16 protein-coding genes and 1 pseudogene are annotated in these 21,436 nt (G+C 37.6%); 10 read left to right on the top strand and 7 right to left on the bottom strand.

The genetic code is table 11. The annotated features are described in order from the left end of the window. Positions 1 to 126 precede the first annotated feature (126 nt). From CA834_RS07380 to CA834_RS07390, 3 genes are all read left to right on the top strand, one after another. On the top strand, positions 127 to 891 hold the full coding sequence (locus tag CA834_RS07380) for an alpha/beta fold hydrolase (RefSeq protein WP_094968042.1): 765 nt from the start codon (positions 127 to 129) through the stop codon (positions 889 to 891). A gap of 87 nt (positions 892 to 978) precedes the next feature. Next, positions 979 to 1,596 carry a ribosome biogenesis GTP-binding protein YihA/YsxC gene (gene yihA, locus CA834_RS07385; RefSeq protein WP_094968043.1) on the top strand — a complete coding sequence of 206 codons (618 nt, stop codon included), beginning with the start codon at positions 979 to 981 and terminating at the stop codon, positions 1,594 to 1,596. Between the two features lie 135 nt (positions 1,597 to 1,731). Further along, positions 1,732 to 2,292: a hypothetical protein gene (locus CA834_RS07390; RefSeq protein WP_133085471.1), complete on the top strand. Its 561-nt coding sequence runs from the start codon at positions 1,732 to 1,734 to the stop codon at positions 2,290 to 2,292. 2 nt (positions 2,293 to 2,294) lie between these two features. Here the strand turns inward: CA834_RS07390 and CA834_RS07395 are convergent, their stop codons facing one another. Beyond that, positions 2,295 to 3,389, bottom strand: a complete 1,095-nt coding sequence (locus tag CA834_RS07395) for an ABC transporter permease (RefSeq protein WP_094968045.1) — start codon at positions 3,387 to 3,389, stop codon at positions 2,295 to 2,297. Positions 3,390 to 3,469: 80 nt separating this feature from the next. Continuing rightward, a complete protein-coding gene (locus CA834_RS07400; RefSeq protein WP_094968046.1) occupies positions 3,470 to 5,680 on the bottom strand; it encodes a carboxy terminal-processing peptidase in 2,211 nt (736 codons plus the stop codon). 245 nt (positions 5,681 to 5,925) lie between these two features. Here CA834_RS07400 and surE point away from each other — a divergent pair, with 245 nt between their 5' ends. The 5 genes from surE to CA834_RS07425 are packed head-to-tail and all read left to right on the top strand — an operon-like array spanning position 5,926 to position 10,661. Beyond that, positions 5,926 to 6,699, top strand: a complete 774-nt coding sequence (gene surE, locus CA834_RS07405) for a 5'/3'-nucleotidase SurE (protein WP_094968047.1) — start codon at positions 5,926 to 5,928, stop codon at positions 6,697 to 6,699. After that, the gene (locus CA834_RS07410) at positions 6,692 to 6,979 is read left to right on the top strand and encodes a hypothetical protein (protein ID WP_094968048.1); all 288 of its coding nucleotides are present in this window, start codon (positions 6,692 to 6,694) and stop codon (positions 6,977 to 6,979) included. The genes surE and CA834_RS07410 overlap by 8 nt, the downstream gene beginning before the upstream one ends. A 1-nt stretch (position 6,980) precedes the next feature. Then, the gene (gene lpxB, locus CA834_RS07415) at positions 6,981 to 8,099 is read left to right on the top strand and encodes a lipid-A-disaccharide synthase (protein WP_094968049.1); all 1,119 of its coding nucleotides are present in this window, start codon (positions 6,981 to 6,983) and stop codon (positions 8,097 to 8,099) included. Continuing rightward, the gene (locus CA834_RS07420; protein ID WP_094968050.1) at positions 8,092 to 8,601 is read left to right on the top strand and encodes a C40 family peptidase; all 510 of its coding nucleotides are present in this window, start codon (positions 8,092 to 8,094) and stop codon (positions 8,599 to 8,601) included. The genes lpxB and CA834_RS07420 overlap by 8 nt, the downstream gene beginning before the upstream one ends. 29 nt (positions 8,602 to 8,630) lie before the next feature. Then, complete coding sequence (locus tag CA834_RS07425) at positions 8,631 to 10,661, top strand: ComEC/Rec2 family competence protein (RefSeq protein ID WP_094968051.1); 2,031 nt, start codon at positions 8,631 to 8,633, stop codon at positions 10,659 to 10,661. 8 nt (positions 10,662 to 10,669) lie between these two features. Here CA834_RS07425 and CA834_RS07430 read toward each other — a convergent pair whose 3' ends face one another. From CA834_RS07430 to CA834_RS07445, 4 genes are all read right to left on the bottom strand, one after another. After that, positions 10,670 to 11,221: a thioredoxin family protein gene (locus tag CA834_RS07430; protein WP_094968052.1), complete on the bottom strand. Its 552-nt coding sequence runs from the start codon at positions 11,219 to 11,221 to the stop codon at positions 10,670 to 10,672. A gap of 85 nt (positions 11,222 to 11,306) precedes the next feature. Beyond that, positions 11,307 to 13,064 (bottom strand): peptide MFS transporter, encoded by a 1,758-nt coding sequence (locus tag CA834_RS07435; protein ID WP_094968053.1) that lies wholly within the window; start codon positions 13,062 to 13,064, stop codon positions 11,307 to 11,309. A gap of 76 nt (positions 13,065 to 13,140) precedes the next feature. After that, the gene (locus tag CA834_RS07440; RefSeq protein WP_094968054.1) at positions 13,141 to 14,556 is read right to left on the bottom strand and encodes a peptide MFS transporter; all 1,416 of its coding nucleotides are present in this window, start codon (positions 14,554 to 14,556) and stop codon (positions 13,141 to 13,143) included. Positions 14,557 to 14,629: 73 nt separating this feature from the next. After that, positions 14,630 to 16,825 (bottom strand): S9 family peptidase, encoded by a 2,196-nt coding sequence (locus CA834_RS07445; protein ID WP_094968055.1) that lies wholly within the window; start codon positions 16,823 to 16,825, stop codon positions 14,630 to 14,632. Between the two features lie 139 nt (positions 16,826 to 16,964). Between CA834_RS07445 and CA834_RS07450 the strand changes: the two are divergent. Next, positions 16,965 to 18,290, top strand: a pseudogene (locus CA834_RS07450) (hydroxymethylglutaryl-CoA reductase, degradative); the annotation flags it as partial. Between the two features lie 2 nt (positions 18,291 to 18,292). Then, the gene (locus tag CA834_RS07455) at positions 18,293 to 19,213 is read left to right on the top strand and encodes a GYDIA family GHMP kinase (RefSeq protein ID WP_094968057.1); all 921 of its coding nucleotides are present in this window, start codon (positions 18,293 to 18,295) and stop codon (positions 19,211 to 19,213) included. A 66-nt stretch (positions 19,214 to 19,279) separates the two neighbouring features. Here the strand turns inward: CA834_RS07455 and CA834_RS07460 are convergent, their stop codons facing one another. Further along, complete coding sequence (locus tag CA834_RS07460; protein WP_094968058.1) at positions 19,280 to 21,430, bottom strand: SurA N-terminal domain-containing protein; 2,151 nt, start codon at positions 21,428 to 21,430, stop codon at positions 19,280 to 19,282. Between the last annotated feature and the right edge of the window lie 6 nt (positions 21,431 to 21,436).

Raw genomic sequence — 21,436 nt, forward strand, 5'->3', positions numbered from 1 at the left:
GCCCATAATCAACCTATTTAATTATTCATTTGGGTTGAAAATAACGAGAGAAGACTAGTTGTTTTATCGGAATTAAAAAGGTTTTAGTTATATTTGTTTTGAACACTAAAGCACTAATTATTGTCGATGGCACACCTTTTAAAGAAAGAAAAGGATTATAGATATATTGAAGTAGGAGAAGGCACACCAATCATTGTGCTGCATGGGTTAATGGGAGGTTTGAGTAATTTTGATTCCGTAACGGATTACTTTGGCAAAAATGGCTATAAAGTTATTATTCCCGAATTGCCCATTTACACCATGTCCCTGATAAAAACAAACGTAAAAAGTTTTGCAAATTACCTCAAGGGCTTTATAGAGTTCAAGGGGTTAAATGAAGTCATTTTATTAGGGAATTCCTTGGGTGGCCACGTTGGTCTTTACCATACTAAAATGTATCCAGAAAAAGTCAAGGGCCTTGTTATTACTGGTAGCTCAGGACTTTATGAAAGTGCTATGGGTAGTGGCTATACCAAGCGCAGTGATTACGAAGTCATTAAAAAGAAGGCCCAAGATGTGTTTTACGACCCTAAGGTAGCCACTAAAGCTATAGTAGATGAAGTTTATGAGACGGTAAATGACCGAAATAAACTAATCAAGACCTTAGCTATCGCTAAAAGTGCCATAAGACACAATATGGCTAAGGATCTTCCCAAGATGCAAACCCCAACATGCATTATATGGGGGAAAAACGATACGGTTACACCACCAGAAGTCGCTATAGAATTCCATGATCTATTACCAGATTCTGATCTGTTCTGGATAGATAAATGTGGACACGCCGCCATGATGGAACATCCTGACGAGTTCAATACCATATTGAATGCTTGGCTTCAGAAGCGTGGGTTTTAAACTAAATTGCAACGTAGCCATAACCCTAGAGTTGGTATCAATAATTTGATTAATTTAATGTGATTCCCACTTGCAGGGGAACTAGAGATGAAAATAAAATCAGCTGAATTTGTGGTGAGTAATTCTGAAGTGGCCAAATGCCCTCAGAACCCTATTCCGGAATATGCCTTTATTGGCCGAAGTAACGTTGGTAAATCGTCGTTGATCAATATGTTGACTGACCGAAAAAGTTTAGCCAAAACCTCTGGTCGTCCCGGAAAAACCCAACTCATTAATCACTTTATCATTAACAACAATTGGTATTTGGTAGATTTACCAGGTTATGGTTATGCCAAGGTTTCTAAATCCTCCAAAAAGAAATTTCAGAAGTTTATTACCAATTATTTTGAACAGCGACAACAGCTGGTTATGGCTTTTGTTTTGGTAGATATAAGGCATAAACCTCAACCTATTGATTTGGAATTTATGGAATACTTGGGTGAAAGTGGTATTCCCTTTGGTATTATCTTTACCAAGGCAGATAAGCTTAAGCCTAAGGCTATTGAACGGCACGTAGATGACTATAGCTTAGAACTTCTAAAGACTTGGGAAGCCTTACCGCCATATTTTGTGACATCTTCTAGTAAAAAGATAGGACAAGATGAGGTGTTGGATTTTATCGCGACCACTAATGAGGAAATATATCGATTAAGAAATCAGTTGTAATAATTAGTCATTCCATTGAAACATTATTTTTTCGTAGCAATATTTGGTTTCCTGTTTTACTTTGTACAGTGTCAAACTCATGTCTTCATAGACGTAAATGGAGATACCATAAGCAAGGGTTCCTACCGCTCAAAAATGAGAAATAGAGACCTTAACTTAAGACATTGGTCGTGGGTTGATGAAAAGGGAAAATACTTTCACAAGCTAGAAAAAGGAAGATACTACAAGGGTTATTTTGATTATAATTTAATTAAAACTGAACTAGAAAAAATAATACCTTACACAGTCACGGATAGCAGCACAATTATTATTGAATACTATTTTAAGGATGATTTGTGCTCAGATCCGCATAAAGATAACAAGTGGACTTCATCTGAAATAAGTGAACGAAAATCATTTCTTAATCCAATTAAAAAAGACTTAAGAAACAGAGGTATATTTTTTATTTCTTTATTTGAAAAAGGTATAAAGCTAAGAAACAGACCGACAAGTAAAAATGAATATTTCTTTGTAGACGAGAATAATTTTTTCAAAGAGAATCTGTTCAAAAGTCCTACAACCTGTGGTTCACACGCGGCCATTAAGACCAACAATCAAACTTTAGTGCAAAATGGTGAAAACCGGGCAGATTATTTTGCTGAGAATCTCAGTAAAGAGAATTGGTCTCTATTTTTCTCTTCTGCCACCAAAGAGTAAAACTATGACTTAACATCCATAGCATCTCTTAGCGCATTGCCAACCAACATAAAGGCCATAACCAAAAGCATAATGCAAAATCCTGGTATTAAAGCTAAATAAGGTTTGCCTAAAATAATATAGTTGTAGTGATCCTTAATCATAGCTCCCCAACTAGCCATGGGAGGTTGGGCGCCAATACCTAGGAAACTCAAACCACTTTCAATAAGAATAGCCGCCGCAAAATTAGCGGCAGAAATGACAATTAATGGTCCTAAAATATTGGGAAGAATGTGTTTGGTTATAATTCTGTAATCCTTATAGCCCAAAGCCCTAGCGGCCGTTACATATTGCAACTCTTTAGCACTGATGATCTGTCCTCTTACTACCCTAGCCACCTCAACCCACATGGTTAAACCAACGGCAATAAACACTTGCCAAAACCCCTTGCCCAAAGCTAAAGTAATGGCAATAACCAAAAGCAAGGTTGGTATAGACCAGGTCACGTTGATAATCCACATAATAAGTGCATCTAGTCGTCCACCATAATACCCTGCTAGGCTTCCCATAATAAGGCCTATAATAAGAGAGATGAAAACGGCAACAAATCCTATAAAGAAGGAAATCCTCGACCCAATTAATATCCGACTAAGATAATCCCTTCCATATTTGTCCGTGCCAAAAATAAAGGTCCTTGTCTCTATGAATTTCCTGAATTTACCATTTGGAAATTGACTTAAGGCTATTTCTTTTTTCAGTCCTTGTACACCATCGCTAGCGTACTCACTATAATGAAGCGTATTATCCGTTATTTCATAAGATTGAATGGGAATTTCGGTATCTGTATTTTCCTTACCGAAAAACAGCGAAGACCAAAAAGGCTGTTTCGTTGAAACACCAGACGGAATGGTAAGCATTTGTACTCGAAAACCTGGCGGCTTGGAGTGAATGGACAAATGCATTTGATTGGCATTTTTGGAGGTATCTGGTGCCAGTACATAAGCAAACACAGAAATTAAACCAATACAACAAATGATGCTTAAACTAAAAACGCCCCAAAAATTTCGTTTGAATTTTTGGAGCGCAAAGCTTGTTAAAGAGTTACTTTGGTTAGACATTTATGTCGTTATATATTAATGCATAAAGCATTTGGACTAGTACATTCAGTACCTCAACCAATAGATGATTCTATATTAATTTAGTTTTTTACGGACGTGGCAACCTTATTCTTTATGGAATAGGTCATTTTTAAATCATTGAGCACGTTCAAGGCCTCTTCAATGTAAACATCTTTTGCTAAACCTTCGTGCCATCTTCTACGCTTCTCCTTAAGTATCGTATCTTTTTCCATCAATTTCATTTCATAAGGCAAGGAGGAAAAGGTTAAATCTGTCTGGTATTCTGAAAGCTTTTCAAAACGCTTTGCTTCTTCTTCATTAAGGTCCATATCGTTACGATATTTATCGTAATTAAGCGAATACGATTCGCGATCTTGTATTTTCTTCACCCATTTAGCATTGGCATCAATTAGCTTCAGTTGTTCATTTGCCGCCATACGTTCTTTACTTTTACTTATAGTAGTGTCATAGTCAAAATAATTACTCCATAATTCATAATCAACGGCATCTATCTTATCCCAAGGCAAAGGGTTTTCTTGGTCTTTTTCTCCAATGTTAATATAACTATAGCGATCTGGTACCACGACATCACTCTTAACGCCTTCTAATTGGGTTGAACCACCATTAATACGATAAAACTTCTGGGTCGTAAATTTCAGGGCACCCATATCACCGTTGGAATTATTTCTCACCATACGATTTAAATCCAACACATTTTGAACAGTCCCTTTTCCATAAGTTTGTTTACTACCAATAACTATGGCACGCTTATAATCTTGCATGGCTGCAGCTAAAATTTCAGATGCTGATGCTGACAATTCATTGACAAGCACCACCAATGGACCGTCCCATATAATACTTTTATCACGATCCTCTAAAACTTCCTTAGGCTCAGTTGTTGTCTTTACCTGAACTACTGGACCATCTTCTATAAATAACCCCACAATATCCACAACTGTCTGCAAAGAACCGCCACCATTATTCCTTAAATCAAGAACCAGGCCTTCCATTCCTTGTTGTTTAAGTCTAATAATCTCTTGCTTTATATCCGAAGCCGCGTTGCGCTTGTTATAGTCTTCAAAATTTATATAGAACTTTGGCAAATTAATGACCCCAAAGGTTTTACCATCCTTCTCTACAATGGAGGATTTTGCGTACGTTTCTTCCAGCTCAACAATATCACGTGTTATTTTAATATCTACAATAGTGCCATCCACACGTTTTAGGGTAAGCGTAACTACGGTTCCTTTTGGGCCCTTAATTAATTTTATAGCATCGTCTAATCGCATACCCACGATATTAACGGCTTCAATTTCGTCTTGCTGTCTAACCTTTAAAATTTGGTCACCTACCTCAAGCTGATTGGCGCGCCATGCCGGACCTCCACTGATAATCTCATTAACAATAACAGCATCTCTTTTTTTCTGTAGCCGCGCCCCTATACCTTCAAAATTTCCTGACATAGCGACATCAAAACGGTCTTTATCCTCGGGAGCAAAGTAAAAGGTATGTGGGTCAAATTCCTCAACAATAGCATTGATATAAACTGCAAACCAATCTTTACGTTGTCTCTCGTCGATGAAATCGTAGAGCTCATCCAAAGACTGTCGCGTATCGTTGCGTGCTTCTTCTTCTATCTCTTTAAGGGTGGCCTTAGCAGCGGCCTTCTTCTTTTTTGATGACAGCTCTTTCTCAGAAACATCTTTGGGTTCTTCAGAAGTCCATGTACCATCACTTAGTTCAATGCCATCTATATTTGAATCTCTCTGGGCTAGCGCTTCATCATAATTAGCTATAGTTGAGAATTTTAGTTGTTGCCTCCAACGCTCTTTCATTTCACGCTTATTATTGGCATATTCTAATTCGTCATAATTCGTCGAGTACTCCTCCTCTATTGAAAAATCAAATGGTTTATCTAAAATTTCGGTATAAATTTTCTTTGATTCGGCTATCCGTTCTAAGAGACGCTGATGGGTAAGATTGAAAAACGTTAAATCGTAAGCCTTAATCTGATCATCAATCTCATTTTTGTAAGCTTCAAATTCTTTTATATCAGAGGCATAAAAATAACGTTTAAAAGGGTCTAATTGTACCAAATAATCGTCAAAGACATTCTCCGAAAATTCATCATTGATATCCCTTGGGTCAAAATGGCCTTGCTCAAGAACGTAGGTAATTAACTGAATTAATAATTTATCCTTATCTGGATTATCGAATGTTTTATTTGTAAAACTGCATGATGCAAATGCAATCAGGAGAGCTAGCAACAAAAACTTATAATTCCCTTTCATGTTTTCCAATTTTAATTAATGTTAAAGCAAAATACACCACTTAATAAAATCCATTTTACTATACAATTCATTAAGTGCTTGTTAGTTGTGCTTTAGACACTTTAAGTAGGTTATCAAATTTTCACTAAAATAGAAGAAAAAACCGTGCCATAAAAAAACGAGGCACTAATTTTTTGTTAAACAGCAGTTTTAAATCTGTTCTGATGCTTTTTAGTATTTTTACCGCATAAATATGTATTTCAACTATGGCCAAACGTCCTTTAATTCTTGTAACCAATGATGACGGCATTACCGCACCCGGACTGCGCACCTTGATAAGTGTCATGCACAAATTGGGCGATGTGGTTGTTGTGGCACCAGATAGTCCACAAAGTGCCATGGGTCATGCTATTACCATAAACTCAACACTGCATTTGGAAAAAGTTACGATTGATGGCAAACAGCCTGAATACAGCTGCTCAGGCACCCCAGCAGATTGTGTAAAATTGGCCGTCAATGAAATTTTGGACAGGAGGCCAGATATTTGCGTTTCTGGCATCAATCATGGCTCAAATTCCTCAATAAACGTGATTTATTCTGGCACCATGAGTGCTGCATTGGAAGCTGGCATAGAAGGTATACCAGCTATTGGTTTTTCTTTATTAGATTACAATTGGAATGCTAATTTTGAGCATTGTAAATCCTTTGTGGAAATTATAACACGCGAAGTTCTTTCCCATGGTTTGGCGGATGGGGTCGTATTAAATGTCAATATTCCGAATCTCGAAAAAAAAGCGATTAAAGGAGTTAAGGTGTGTAGGCAAGCTAGAGCGAATTGGAAGGAAGAATTTGACAAACGCACCAACCCTATGGGCCGGGAATATTATTGGCTTACAGGTAAATTCGTAAATATGGATAATGGTGAAGATACAGATGAGTGGGCACTTGCCAATGGCTATGTATCAGTAGTTCCCGTGCAGTTTGATTTAACGGCCCACCATACTATCAGAAGCATAAATACTTGGAAATTAAATGACTAAAAAAGATATTATAATAGGATTTGGCGTCGGTATTATTGCTACTATTTTTGGTTTGGTTTTTGCCGTTCAAATTTTTGGAGATTCTGATAATTGGGGCCTTGTCATTGAACGTGCTATTTCGGAAGGCTTTCTAACTAAATTGATGAGCATAGGTGCTCTTTTAAACCTTGGTGCCTTTTTTGTATTTTTAAAGAAGAAGCAAGACAATAGAGCTAAAGGTGTTCTTATAGCAACCCTTTTCGTCTTTGTAGTAACCATGGTCATAAAATTCTCAAGTTAAGATGAAGTATTACATCATTGCTGGTGAAGCTTCTGGTGATTTGCATGGGTCAAATCTCATGAAGGCTTTGTTGAGGCAAGATTCTACTGCAGACTTTAGGTTTTGGGGTGGTGATTTGATGGCGGCAGTTGGAGGGCAATTAGTTATGCACTACAAAGAGCGCTCGTTTATGGGTTTTGCCGAAGTTCTATTGAACCTGCGTAAAATTTTAGGACTTATAAAGTTCTGTAAAGACGACATTGAATCCTTTAGGCCAGATGTTATTATCTTCATAGACAATTCTGGATTTAATCTTAGAATCGCGAAATGGGCCAAGGCCCGACATTTTAAAACCCATTACTATATATCCCCTCAGGTATGGGCCTCTAGAGCTGGTCGCGTAGAGAAAATAAAACGTGACATTGACGAAATGTATGTCATTCTCCCTTTTGAAAAGGCCTTTTATAAATCCCATAACGTCGATGTACACTTTGTTGGTCATCCGCTAATTGACGCCATAGCCAATCGTCCTTTGGTTGATGAACAGACCTTTAGAAAGACACATAAGCTAGACAATAGGCCTATAATCGCCTTATTACCTGGCAGTAGAAAGCAAGAAATCACTAAAATGCTTGGCGTAATGCTAAGCTTGGTAAAGGATTTCGAGGATTTTCAATTTGTCATTGCCGGTGCACCAAGTCAGGATTACAGTTTTTACCAAAACTTTATAAAAGAGGGTAATGTGTCATTTATATCGAATAAAACCTATGATCTATTGAGTATGTCCTTCGCTGCATTGGTCACCTCAGGTACAGCAACATTAGAAACGGCCTTATTTAAGGTTCCTCAGGTGGTTTGCTACAAAGCCAATGCAATTTCCTACTACATCGCCAAGCAGATTATTACCCTAAAGTTTATATCATTGGTCAACTTGATTATGGATCGCGAAGTGGTTACGGAGTTAATTCAAGGTAACCTAAACAAAAAGCGTTTAAAACAAGAGCTTTCTGCAATCTTAAGCGCCGATAGACGCGAGCAATTATTTTTGGATTATTACGAATTGGAACAAAAACTTGGTGGGAAAGGGGCAAGTGACAAAGCTGCAAAATTAATTTACAATTCCATTACCTCTAATGAATAGACTATTACCGCTTCTTTTGCTTCTTATGATACTAAGTAGTTGTAAATCTAAAAAGAACTACAGCTCTAAAACACAGCCAAAACGGAGCCTAAATGTAACGGCTGATTCTAAGCCGGGAGAGGAAGCTATGGCAATTGTTGACTACGCAAAAACCTTTGATGGTACACGCTATAAATACGGCGGTACTACAAAGCGTGGTATGGACTGCTCTGGACTCATTTATACAAGTTTCAAGGCACATGACATTAGCTTACCAAGAACCACAAGAGATTTATCTAGCACTGGTGACTGGGTAGACCTAAAGGAGGTGACCATAGGAGATTTGGTCTTTTTCGCTACAAAAAAAAATAGTAGAAAAGTAAATCATGTCGGTATCGTGACGGATGTTAGGCCTGGACATGTAGAATTTATCCATGCCTCTACCAGCCAGGGTGTTATCATTTCTTCCCTCGCCGAACGTTATTGGTACTTTGCCTTCGTACAGGCACGTCGTATTTTATAACAACTTTTTTATATTAGTAACTCATAATCATGAGGTTACTAAATTTTAATATCATCAAATTATTTGTATGCTTGGCTTTAGGCATTATATCAGGCCATTGGCTACGGCTAGATACTAATTTGGTAATTTATACTTCGGTTGTACTAGTCATCGCTACGGGAATTTACTGGTTTACACTTCACAACAAGATAGTTAAAGCACCTTATTTTGGGCTATTGATTTATGTCTGTATGTACAGTTTGGGCATTTCGGGCTATGCTGTTCATAACGATAAAAAAAGACCTAACCACTATACCAACCTCAAGCCTAATGATAGGGCTCAAGAATTTGTCTTACAAATCAACGAACGGCTAAAACCAGATAATTATAACTATAAATATATTGTAGATGTTCTCACGTTCAACAATCAAAAAGCCGAAGGCCGATTACTAATAAATATTAGAAAGGACAGTCTATTTCATGGTTTTAATGTAGATGACACATTTTATACCCTAGCACCATTAGAGGAAATCCGTAAACCCTTAAATCCACATCAATTTGATTACAGCAAATACCTGGAACTAAAACAAGTCTATCATCAGCTCTATTTAGAACAACAATCCTTAAACCTTTTAAACGAACCTTCAATCACCATATATGGTTATGCCGATAGGCTAAGGACAATGATCAATACTAACTTAAAATCAGCGGGTTTTGAGCCAAATACCCTAAACATTATCAATGCCTTGTTACTGGGCCAACGACAAGACATAGATAAGGATACTTACAATAATTACGTCAACTCGGGCACCATTCATATTTTAGCGGTTTCAGGGCTCCATGTGGGTATAATTCTTTTAATTCTCAACGTTTTACTTAAACCTGTTCTTTACATTAACTACGGCCATATTATTCGACCTCTAATTATAGTGACCATGTTATGGGCATTTGCTATTGTTGCCGGTCTGTCACCCTCAGTAACCCGTGCTGTTACTATGTTTAGCATCATTAGTATAGCGATGCACCTGAAAAGACCAACAAACATTTACAATACCCTAGTGATTTCGGCATTTGTGATACTATTGTTTAAACCTACATTTTTATTTGAGGTGGGATTCCAAATGAGTTATTTAGCCGTACTTGGCATTGTTAGTATTCAGCCCATACTATATAAAGGTCTCGTTTTCAATTATTGGATATCGGATAAGCTATGGCAGATTTTTACAGTAACCATTGCTGCACAATTTGGTGTTGCGCCGATTGGCTTGTATTACTTTCATCAGTTTCCAGGTCTGTTCTTTATATCCAATCTTGTGGTTATTCCATTTTTGGGACTTATACTGGGTTTTGGTTTATTAGTTATTGGCCTGGCTCTTTCCAACGCCTTACCCCGTGTTTTAGTCACCGCCTATAGTGGCATCATTGAAGGGCTCAACACCTTTATTTCTTGGGTTGCACAATTTGAGAATTTTCTGCTTCGTGATATTCCATTTTCACTGCTCCAAGTGCTATTGAGCTACCTTATCATTATAGCTTTGGTACAGACCTATAGATTTAAAAATTTTAGATGGCTAGCTTTTGGCTTAGTTGGTATTATTTGTTTTCAAAGTCTAGGCCTTATCCAAAAATTCGAAAATAAAAAAGAGGGGTTTATTATTTTCAATAAAAGTCGTTATACCTTGATTGGCCAACGTTCTGGCAATTATTTAAAAGTTGACCATAATCTCGATTCTCTTCGCCTTAAAAACGATAGGGTAATTCAGAATTACAAACTAGGAGAAGGCATTAAAACGGTTTCCAAAGACTCCCTCGAAATGGTTTATCAATATAAAGAACATACGTTGTTAGTTATTGATAGTCTCGGCATTTACAAAGGCTTATCGTTTGAACCGGAATTTGTACTTTTACGGAACTCCCCCAAGATAAACTTAAATCGACTTTTAGACAGCTTAAGGCCACAAACCATTATTGCTGATGGCAGTAATTATAAATCTTATGTTCGCCGCTGGAAACAAACTTGTTCAGAAAAAAACATCCCTTTCCATCCAACCAATGAAAAGGGTGCTTTTATATTGGAATGAAATATGCATTACTCCTTAAAGCTCGGCTTAAATGCCTTGTAATAATCGTTAAATTGTTCTTGTGTCTTCATATCCTTGTGCTTATCATTTTTAAACAGCTTCAGGTATAATTCTAACTGCTGTGGCTTTAAGTAACCCGTCACAGGCGTAATATAATTGGCCTGTTCGTCAAAGAATACCATTGTAGGATATGCATTAATCCTTAAAAATCTTGCGAATTCATGTGCGCTATTGCGCCTATTGGCTTTAGCTGGGTCGTAGTTTGGATTGCCAAAGGTCTTGTCCTTATAATTAACCGTAGCATTTCCTTCACCGTTAAACTTAACGGCATAGTAATTGGTATTGATGTAATCTATAACATCAGCATTACCAAAAGTATTCTTATCTAACATTTTACATGGCCCACACCATACGGTATAAACATCCATAATGATTTTTTTGGGCTCTTTTTCCTGCAGTGCTATAGCCTCCTCCATACTAACCCATTTAATCTCTTGGGCTGTACCTTTTAGAGAAAAGGCCACCAAAAAGAATATAGCAAAAGTTAATTTATTTATCATAATCGATTTGTTGCAAAATTTATACCGAACTTACAAAAAATGCTCCTTTTGAGGGAGCACTTTAAGTTATTTTAACGGTTTTTACCTAGCGTACGCCATGCATTAATCGTTTTAAAACCGGATGTAAGAGCAACGACACAAAGCCTAGACCAATAGGAATTAGCGTGAATATCAAAAAGAAGGTAGATAGACTATAATCCTTGGTAATTTGCTCAATATCACCACCGACGTAGTGTGCCAATTTATTACCTATGGCAATGGCCAAATAGTATACCCCAAACATGAAGGCTATCATTCTTGCAGGTATAAGTTTACTGAGATAGGATAAGCCCATTGGCGACAAGCAAAGCTCACCCAAGGTGTGAAACAGATAGGCAAATACCAACCAAGCCATACTTAAACTAGCGCTGTCTGCTCCAGAAGGGACATTACGCGCGCCAAATGCTAAGAAAGCAAACCCTAGACCTAATAGAAAAAGACCTAAAAAATACTTTACTGAAGCCGGTGGATTGTAACGACTATCCCACCATTTTGTAAAAAGCGGCGCAAATATTATTATAAATAAGGAATTCAATATGGCAAACCATGTTACTGGTACCTCTGTTTCTGTCGCTTGATATTCAATATAAAGCTTATAGCCAACAATAGCCCAAACAATAATAAAACTGGACCCTAGGATAATATTGGAAATACCAATGCGCTTGTATGTTTTTCTAAAAAGACTGTATAATACGTAGGTTATAATTGCTAACGGTACCACCGTTACCACTAAATCTACAATTTTAAAAAGTGTCGCGGAATTACCGGCCAGAATACGGTTGGTAAAATCCCTGGTATAAAGGGGAAGAGAGCCCGCAGCCTGTTCAAAGGCCGCCCAGAAAAACACCGTAAACAAACAAAAAATGGCGAAGGCAATCATACGATCTCGCTCTACTTTAGCATACCTCGGAATTCGAACCACTAACAAAACAATAAAAGTAATTGCGGCAAGCAATGCGAAGAACAAGGAATTACCCATGCCTGCAATTGTAAAATTCAAGGTTTGAATATCGCCTATTTTACTTAAGGGATCATTAATTATGAAAATTAAGGCTGAAATAACAAAAACGCCAACTAAAATATAATCTATACTTAAAAATGGGTTTCGCTTCTCATCAGGATGTGCTTTAGCCTCTGCTTCCTTTTCTTCCACAGTGAGAGCCACAGGCTTATTTCCAATATCCCCAAATAATGATTGGGCGAAATAAAATTGCAACATCCCAAGGAACATAAAGATACCCGCTAATCCAAATCCATAACTCCAACCAACTTTCTCACCTACCCAGCCACACAACATTATACCTAAGAATGCCCCGGCATTAACACCCATATAAAAAATATTATAGGCACCGTCCTTTTTTTCATCGTGACCTTCATACATTTTCGAAATGATAGACGTCATATTGGGTTTAAAAAAGCCGTTTCCTAGAATTAATAACGCGATACCTATATATAAAAATGTGGGCGTTTCAACGGCCATAGAAGCGTGACCTAAGGTCATCAGAAGAGCACCGATGACCACGGCCATACGATAACCAATTTTATTATCAGCCAGCCAACCACCAAGAAGTGGTGTGAGGTAAACAAAAAGCGCATAGGTTCCCAGCAAGGACAAGGCTGCAGGGGTTTCCCATCCCCAACCCGGATTATCCCCTAAAATGGCACCCGTAAGAAAAATAACTAATATGGCACGCATTCCGTAATATGAAAAACGTTCCCACATCTCCGTAAAGAAAAGAACGAACAACCCAGCGGGATGTCCCATCACCTTTGTCTGGAAAAAATTCTCCGTTGTTTTTGACATGATTTTTAGAATTTAGTTAGTATAGAAAAACCCTTGTATGGTATATTACAGTTACAAGGGTTATGATTTAAATATTTTAATTATTGATATCTGGATCAGCGAGCTCGTATTTCTCGGCTTCTAACATTTCATGTTCGTCATCCTCTGCGCCATGAGTTAATTTTTCAAGTTTAGTTCTAAACAGCATTACGAGCAGTCCAAAGCCTACACAGAATACGGCAATACCTGTAAAAATTGTAAGCTCTCCCAGTTTTTCGGAAGCTTCTCCCAACAAACCTGCCAATTTATTCCCAAATCCTGTCATTGCGAAATACACCCCCATCATCAATGATGCATATTTTATAGGAGCAAGTTTTGTAATATAGGACAGTGCAACCGGAGAAATACACAATTCTCCTACGGTATGAAACAAATAAGCCAACACTAGCCAGTACATTGCTGACGCACCTTCACTTTCAAATTCCATAGAGGCCGCAGTCATAAAGAAAAACCCAGTACCCATTATAATAAGTCCGACTATCATTTTAAATAGACCAGTAGATAATTTACCTTTCAGCTTGCGCTTAGCCCAGTAGCCTGCTACAGATGTCCCTAAAAATATAATAAACATGGCATTTAAGGATTGAAACCAAGAGGCCGGTACTTCATTACCAATAAATGGCAAACTAAAGGACAATATTCTATTTGTTTTTTCCGAAGCATAAATATTCATTAATCCGCCGGCCTGCTCAAATGCACCCCAAAATACAATGACCAATAAAAAAGAAATGAAAAGTACAATTACCCTATCTTTTTCAATAGCTGTTAGTGGTCTCTTCATCGCTTCCTTCTCAATTTTATTTTCAGAACTCCCCAAGAAATTCCCCACTTGTTTTAAATATTTCAAGCCAGCCAAATATTGAATAAGCCCAGCTGCCATACCAATACCAGCAAGACCAAAACCATAATGCCAGCCGTAGACTTCCCCAACAAAGCCAACAATTAAACTAGACAAGAAGGCACCTACATTAATACCTATATAAAAAATTGTAAATCCCTTATCGCGTCTTATATCGCCTTGCTTATACAAGCCACCAACCATAGTTGAAATATTTGGCTTTAACATACCTACACCAGCAATAATAAGACCTAAACCTGTATAGAATGCCCACAGTTGTTCAACAGCCAGAATACTATGACCAGCTACAAGTAAAATACCACCATATAAAACGGACTGTTTTTGTCCTAGAAACTTATCGGCAATCCAACCACCAGGTATGGAAGCCACATAGACCAACATGGTATACCAACCGTACAAGGCTAGTGCTTCTCCATTTGTCCATCCTAAGCCAGGATTATCTCCTGTTGCCTGCGCCACAAGATATAATACAAGTATGGCACGCATCCCATAATACGAAAAACGCTCCCACATTTCTGTAAAGAATAATACGTACAATCCTACTGGGTGCCCAAAGAGTTCTTTCTGATGTGGTTGTTTGATAAGTGTTGACATATGATTAGTTGTTAGTTAGTTTCTGTTTGAGATTATCCTTTTATTTGAACAGGGAGGGTTGCTTCTTTTTCATTCATATCCCTTTTGGTTCCGTTCCTAAGGTCTTTTTAATAAAGTCGGTCATTTTCTTATACAAATGAAGCCGCGTATTACCACCATAGATACCGTGATTCTTGTCTGGATAAATCATCCATTCAAACTGCTTATCTGCTTGGATTAGTGCCTCTACCATACGCATGGTATTTTGCACATGGACATTATCATCACCTGTACCATGAATAAGCAAGAAATCCCCCTTAAGCTTATCAACATGATTAATAGGAGAGTTCTCGTCATAACCACTTGGATTTTCTTGAGGCGTTGTCATATACCGCTCAGTGTAAATAGTATCGTAAAACCTCCAACTTGTTACGGGTGCCACAGCAATGGCCATTTTAAAAACGTCATTCCCTTTAAACAAGGCATTACTACTCATAAAGCCGCCATAACTCCAGCCCCAAATACCTATTCTGTTCTCATCTATATAGTCTAAGTTACCCAGTTGTTTTGCAGCTTGTATTTGGTCTTCAACTTCGTATTTACCCAATTCGTTTTGGGTCACTTTTTTAAATTCAGCTCCCTTAAAACCTGTACCTCGTCCATCTACACAAACCACAATAATACCTTGTTGTGCTAGCATTTGGTACCAATAATCATTTGCACTATTCCAGCGATTCGCAGCGGACTGTGAACCTGGTCCTGAGTACTGGAACATAAACATAGGGTAGCTTTTGCTGGCATCAAAATCAGCAGGCTTTATCATCCACATATTTAAGTCATTCCCATTCACATTAATTGTACTGAATTCTTTTCTAGACATTACATAATTACTGAGTTTCTCAGTAAGATTATCGTTGTCTTTAATAGGTTTAATTACTTCTCCGGTCTTCGTATTATGCAGTGTATATTTAGGAGGTGTAGTTGCGCTGGAATAGGTGTTTATGAAATAGGTATAGTCCGCACTGAAATCGGCACTGTTAGTACCTTCTGTTTTGGTCAAAGGCTTTTTATCCTTAGCCTTAATATTAATGGAATACACAACCCTATTAATGGAACCATTCTCTGTAGATTGATAATAAATGGTATTTTTCTTCTCATTAAATCCATAATAATCCGTTACCTCCCAGTCGCCCTTAGTAATTTGATTAATTAAGTCACCATTCTTTGAATAGTGATAAATATGATTGTAACCGTCCTTCTCACTTGTCCATATAAAACTGTTATCCTTTAAAAAAGTAAGGTTGAAGGTAACATCTACATAAGCCTTGTCTTTTTCCGATAAGACCAATTTTGATGATTCCTTAGCGGTATTAATCATCCACAAGTCGAGTTCATTTTGGTGCCTATTCATAAATTGAACACTTAAAACGTTAGGATCGTTAGTCCATTTTAATCTCGGGATATAAAAGTCTTTATATGACTTGTTAACCTCTAATTCTGTCAATATCTTAGTTTCCAAATCGAAAAGGTGTAGCGAAACCTTTGAGTTTTCCTCTCCTGCCTTGGGATATTTAAATACTTGCTGCTCTGGATACAAGTCCGACCCATAAACATCCATTGAAAACTGTGGGACCTCGGTCTCATCAAATCGAATGAAAGCTATTTTATTGCTATCGGCATTCCAGTCAAAAGCTCTTACAAAACTAAACTCCTCTTCATAAACCCAATCCGTTATACCATTGATTATTTCGTTTTTTTTGCCGTCAGTTGTTATCTGCTCTACCTGACCTGAGACTAAATCCTTAACATAGAGATTATTTTCATAGCCATAGGCTATTTTAGTACCATCGGGTGAAAGATTAGGTTCTTGAACCAAATTATCCGACACCTTTACTAAATCCTTTGTTTCTATGGTATAGACATAATATTCACCGAGTCTAGAACGCCTGAAGACGGGGACTTCGTTTGTGGTAAGCACGACCTTAGATTCATCGGCACTAAAACTATAATCAAAAAAGCCCTTAATAGCCTTAATGTCATCAGAGGATACCAAAGTTTCCACTTTTTTTAAAGTTTGATAATCATAAATATCTATAGAGGATGAACCATCTTGCCTATTAAAATTTAATACGGAATATTGTTTGCCATTGTTTAAGGAATGTAGAGCTTGCATCCGTTCCGTTCTGAAGCTGCCATTCCAAATTTCATCAAGGGAAATCTGTTTATTTTGACAAAAAATTAAAGAAGTTGATAAAAAGCCGACGATGGCTACTAGAGGTCTCAATTTCATGTATTTCAATTTTCACTATCGCAGTGCCAAGTTTACTAAAAAATATGCAAAAATCAGGTATTATTAACAGTAAATCGGCAATTCTAAACAAGAACAATATATTTTCTGGTAATCCTAGTATCTTTGCAACTCAAAACTATGCACGACTATGTCTAACGCTATTTCCGGCTTTTCTAAACTTTCTAAATCCGAAAAGATTGATTGGTTACTAAACAATTATTTCTCAAATAAAGAAGAAGCTCGTTTGCTGGTCACACGATATTGGAACTCCGATGAGGTACTGCAGAAACTGCATGATGAATTTATTGAAAACACCATCACCAATTTTTATCTTCCTTTTGGTGTATCGCCTAATTTTTTGATTAATGATAAATTGTATACTGTACCAATGGCTATAGAAGAAAGCTCTGTTGTAGCGGCAGCCAGCAAGTCTGCTAAGTTTTGGTATGATCGTGGTGGCTTTAAAACAAAGGTTATTTCTACGGAAAAAATAGGTCAAGTTCATTTTATTTTCAAAGGTGATTCCACAAAACTTGAGACCTTTTTCAATACTGTCAAATCCAAATTATTTACTGATGCGTCCCATATTACCAAGAATATGGAAAAAAGGGGTGGGGGTATACTTGACATAGAACTAAAAAACAAGTCAAGGGATATACCCAACTACTTTCAACTCCATGCCACTTTTGAAACCTTGGATGCTATGGGTGCCAATTTTATTAATTCTTGTTTGGAGCAATTTGCTTCGACTTTAAAGGAAGAAGCGCTTAACTATACTGATTTCAATGCAGATGAAAGGAACATAGCTATTGTTATGAGCATACTTTCTAATTATGTCCCCAACTGTTTAGTGAGGGCAGAAGTTTCATGTCCAATAAATGACCTTAAGAGTAAGGACATTTTGGACCCACAATGGTTTGCCGAAAAGTTCAAACAGGCTATAACCATAGCTGAAGTTGAGCCATATAGGGCAGTTACGCATAATAAGGGCATAATGAATGGTATTGATGCTGTTATACTTGCCACAGGTAATGACTTTAGAGCAGTTGAAGCTGGTGTGCACGCCTATGCCTCTAGAAATGGGAGTTACTCCAGCCTTACACATTGCAGTATTGATGATGGGGTCTTTAAGTTTTGGATTGAAATTCCCTTGGCACTGGGCACGGTTGGTGGCTTAACCAGTCTTCATCCCCTTGTGAAATTTGCCTTAGACCTATTGGAAAAGCCTTCAGCCAAAGAACTGATGCAAATTGTTGCCGTTGCAGGATTGGCCCAGAACTTTGCCGCTATAAAATCCTTAACGACAACGGGGATTCAACAAGGCCATATGAAAATGCACCTTATGAATATCTTGAACCAATTTGAAGCCACAGCGCATGAGAAAGCAAAACTCATAGAATACTTTAAGACTAACGTTGTAACACATGGCGCTGTTGCAGACGCCATCAATCAACTAAGAAATTAAGTTTGAAGACTTATAGGAGCAATGGTAAATTACTTTTAACTGCGGAATATGCAGTGTTAGATGGTGCCGTAGCCTTGGCCATCCCAACTGTATATGGACAGACGCTAAACGTTGAAAACAGTAGTTCAGCATCAATTTTATGGAAAAGCTACGACGAGGCTGGTGAAATTTGGTTTGAACATGAGTTCCCGATTGATTCCATTGTATCCAATAGCGCAGTAGACCTTCACAATCCTACTGCTAATCGTATTTTGGAGATTTTACGCTCCGCCAGGATTTTAAACCTGGAATTTTTAAGTAAGACTAATGGTCTTAAGGTTGATACCTACCTCGACTTTAATAGACATTGGGGATTGGGATCGTCTTCTACATTAATAAATAATATAGCTAGTTGGGCACAGATTAACGCCTACCAATTATTAGAAAAGACATTTGGAGGAAGTGGATACGACATCGCCTGCGCGCAGCATAATTCACCGCTTTTATATCAATTGACATCCCAAAACGTTCCTGGCGTTAAACCCGTGGATTTTAATCCTGTCTTCAGATCAAATCTCTATTTCGTTTACCTCAACCAAAAGCAAGATAGTAGAGATGGCATTTCCAAATACAAAAAACAAGGTTCCATAAATCCAGTTAATATTGAAGCTATAAGTAACATTACCAAAACTATTATAGCATGTCAATCCTTGACCGATTTTAATATTCTTATCAAAGAACACGAATCCATAATAGCAAAACTTATTGGTGAGGTTCCTATAAAAGAACAACTATTTAAGGATTTTGATGGTGAAGTAAAGAGTCTTGGTGCCTGGGGAGGTGATTTTGTCCTTGCCAGCTCAGTATCTGATCCTACAGCCTATTTTAAATCCAAAGGTTATAACACAATAATCCCATACCAAGAAATGGCTTTATTTAAATAACCGAAATAGTGAAAACAAAAAAGGCTTTGTGAATCACAAAGCCTTTACTTTTAAATTTGTTACAGTTTAATAAACCGTTTTTGCTCTATTGTCTTCAATGTCTGCAGCTGCTTCCAAAGCTTGATAAACATTGGATTGAACCAAATTCCTTCGTTCTGAATTCAATCGGTTCATTATAGCAGTATAATTATCGAGTGCAGTCGCGTCATTTATTTTAGTAACCTCTATAACATAAACACCCTTTTCACCATCTATCGGTTTTGATGTTTCTCCTTCGGATAACCCAAAGGCTGCACCAACAACCTTTGGCTCCACACCAGCCCCTGAGAGGGTTGTATTTTTAATAGTTAACGCAGCCGCAGTTCGCGGACTTACACCTTGGTTTTTAGCAATATCATTGACCGTAGTTGCTGTAATTTTCTCACGAATCATTTGAGCCTTTTTTTGCTTTCTAACCGCAGGAAGTGCTGTAATAGAAGCATCTTCAATATTCATAAGGCCTTCCTCATTCTTTTCAACAAGTTTTACTACGATAAATCCAAAATTTGAAATGGGAAAATTTCTAAATTCACCAACGTCAGTATCTTCATCAAACGCCCAGCGTACTACTTGTCTTTGACTTCCGAGACCAGGAATATTTTCGTCCAATTCCTTAAATGTAAAAGGCTTAACTAATAGATCTTTCTCCTTAGCTAACTCATTAAAGTCACCGTCTTTTGCAGCTATTTCAAACTTCGACATTTTATTGAACACGTCTTGTAAAGTCTGTTCTGATGGTTCTATTTTATCTGCAAGGGTCGCTAATTTAATAGTCTTATTAAAACTCTTTTGCTCCAATACCTCAATAACATGGTAGCCAAAAGACGTTCCCACAACATCAATATCACCTTCGTTGCTTTCAAATGAAAAATCTTTAAACTCAGGTGCCATACCTGCATTATAAGCAAATTCAAGCTCGCCATCTTTCTCATTACTCACTTTATCAGATGATAAATCCAGTAAATCCAAAAACTTAGCTCGACCGCTTTTAATTTCATTTAAAATACTATCTGCTGTCTTTTCCGCTTCTTCAGGTGTTTTGGTAATTGTTGCATCCGCTCTGGTCGCACCAGCAAATGGTATCAAAATATGACGCACCTTTACAGAGTCTGGCAGCTGCTCTGTAGCAATCACTTTAGACAACTTGAAATAACCCGCATCTTCATACGGGCCGTAATAGTCACCAACTTCTAACTTAAGCAAGGTGTCTTTTGCAACGGCTGGCAGTTGAGACGCTCTTAAGAAACTATCATTGTACTTTAAGTCTGAATTGTAATTAATAAAGTCTTCGATATCTGCAGCAGAATCAAAGCCTGGAATAGTATCGGTGTTTTTGCTGCTCTCGTTGTATTCTGTCCTATCGCTTTTAAGAGCTAGAAGACCTGCTTTTATATTATCTTTATCTGTTTGTGAGGCCTCTTCCCTGAACTCCACATAAACCACTTCCCGTGTAGCATCCACCTTATACTTCTCTTCGTGACCTTTTATATAGTCCTTTATATCAGAATTGGTCACCGTAACTAAACTATCTGGAATCGAGGTATAGAGAATCTGTGCATACCGAATATCCACTGTTTTAGCGTCACCTAGATACTCATCCTCAGCTTCGGTTATGGTGGCACCCACTCCAGCTTTTATTAAGTTATAATACGATTGTTGTATGGCATTGGTAGCGATGGTCTGTTCGTTATTAGTCCAACTTTGGTAATTCACAAGGAAATTGCCCAGTGGCGCCGTTTCTCCATTCAAGTCTTTTAAATTAGCGATAAAGGCATTTAGACGATTGACATCGAATTCACCATTCTCATCTTGAAATTCCGGGTAAGAGGAGAAGCTGTTTTTTAACAAGTCTCTCATTTCATCCTTTTCCACCGACAAGCCTAATTCCTCATATTCAGACTCCAGTACTATCCTACGAAGCTCTTGATTATATATGGCATTCATAGCTTGTGTTGCAGTTTGTCTCCCACCGGTTCTATCTTGATAATTCTTTACCTTTTGCTGAAATTCAGCTCTGTTGATATCCTTCCCGTTTATTGTGGCTACAACATCTTGGGGCGCACCGGTGAAGGCATCTGAATTTTTAAACAAATCACCTATTACGAATGAAAATAGCGCCAATGCTATTACTAAAATTAAAATTAATGAGCGTTGTCTAATTTTATTTAAAACTGCCATAGTCTT

The sequence above is a fragment of the Winogradskyella aurantia genome, assembly GCF_002266855.1.
Taxonomy (GTDB): Bacteria; Bacteroidota; Bacteroidia; order Flavobacteriales; family Flavobacteriaceae; genus Winogradskyella; species Winogradskyella aurantia.

What these genes read in the sequence shown, in the direction of transcription:
- lpxB (WP_094968049.1), top strand. Translation starts at nt 6,981, where the DNA reads ATGAAGTATTACATCATTGCTGGTGAAGCTTCTGGTGATTTGCATGGG.
- CA834_RS07430 (WP_094968052.1), bottom strand. Translation starts at nt 11,221, where the DNA reads ATGATAAATAAATTAACTTTTGCTATATTCTTTTTGGTGGCCTTTTCT.
- CA834_RS07460 (WP_094968058.1), bottom strand. Translation starts at nt 21,430, where the DNA reads ATGGCAGTTTTAAATAAAATTAGACAACGCTCATTAATTTTAATTTTA.
- CA834_RS07400 (WP_094968046.1), bottom strand. Translation starts at nt 5,680, where the DNA reads ATGAAAGGGAATTATAAGTTTTTGTTGCTAGCTCTCCTGATTGCATTT.
- yihA (WP_094968043.1), top strand. Translation starts at nt 979, where the DNA reads ATGAAAATAAAATCAGCTGAATTTGTGGTGAGTAATTCTGAAGTGGCC.
- CA834_RS07425 (WP_094968051.1), top strand. Translation starts at nt 8,631, where the DNA reads ATGAGGTTACTAAATTTTAATATCATCAAATTATTTGTATGCTTGGCT.
- CA834_RS07420 (WP_094968050.1), top strand. Translation starts at nt 8,092, where the DNA reads ATGAATAGACTATTACCGCTTCTTTTGCTTCTTATGATACTAAGTAGT.
- CA834_RS07440 (WP_094968054.1), bottom strand. Translation starts at nt 14,556, where the DNA reads ATGTCAACACTTATCAAACAACCACATCAGAAAGAACTCTTTGGGCAC.
- CA834_RS07395 (WP_094968045.1), bottom strand. Translation starts at nt 3,389, where the DNA reads ATGTCTAACCAAAGTAACTCTTTAACAAGCTTTGCGCTCCAAAAATTC.
- CA834_RS07380 (WP_094968042.1), top strand. Translation starts at nt 127, where the DNA reads ATGGCACACCTTTTAAAGAAAGAAAAGGATTATAGATATATTGAAGTA.
- CA834_RS07410 (WP_094968048.1), top strand. Translation starts at nt 6,692, where the DNA reads ATGACTAAAAAAGATATTATAATAGGATTTGGCGTCGGTATTATTGCT.
- CA834_RS07445 (WP_094968055.1), bottom strand. Translation starts at nt 16,825, where the DNA reads ATGAAATTGAGACCTCTAGTAGCCATCGTCGGCTTTTTATCAACTTCT.
- CA834_RS07435 (WP_094968053.1), bottom strand. Translation starts at nt 13,064, where the DNA reads ATGTCAAAAACAACGGAGAATTTTTTCCAGACAAAGGTGATGGGACAT.
- CA834_RS07390 (WP_133085471.1), top strand. Translation starts at nt 1,732, where the DNA reads ATGAGAAATAGAGACCTTAACTTAAGACATTGGTCGTGGGTTGATGAA.
- surE (WP_094968047.1), top strand. Translation starts at nt 5,926, where the DNA reads ATGGCCAAACGTCCTTTAATTCTTGTAACCAATGATGACGGCATTACC.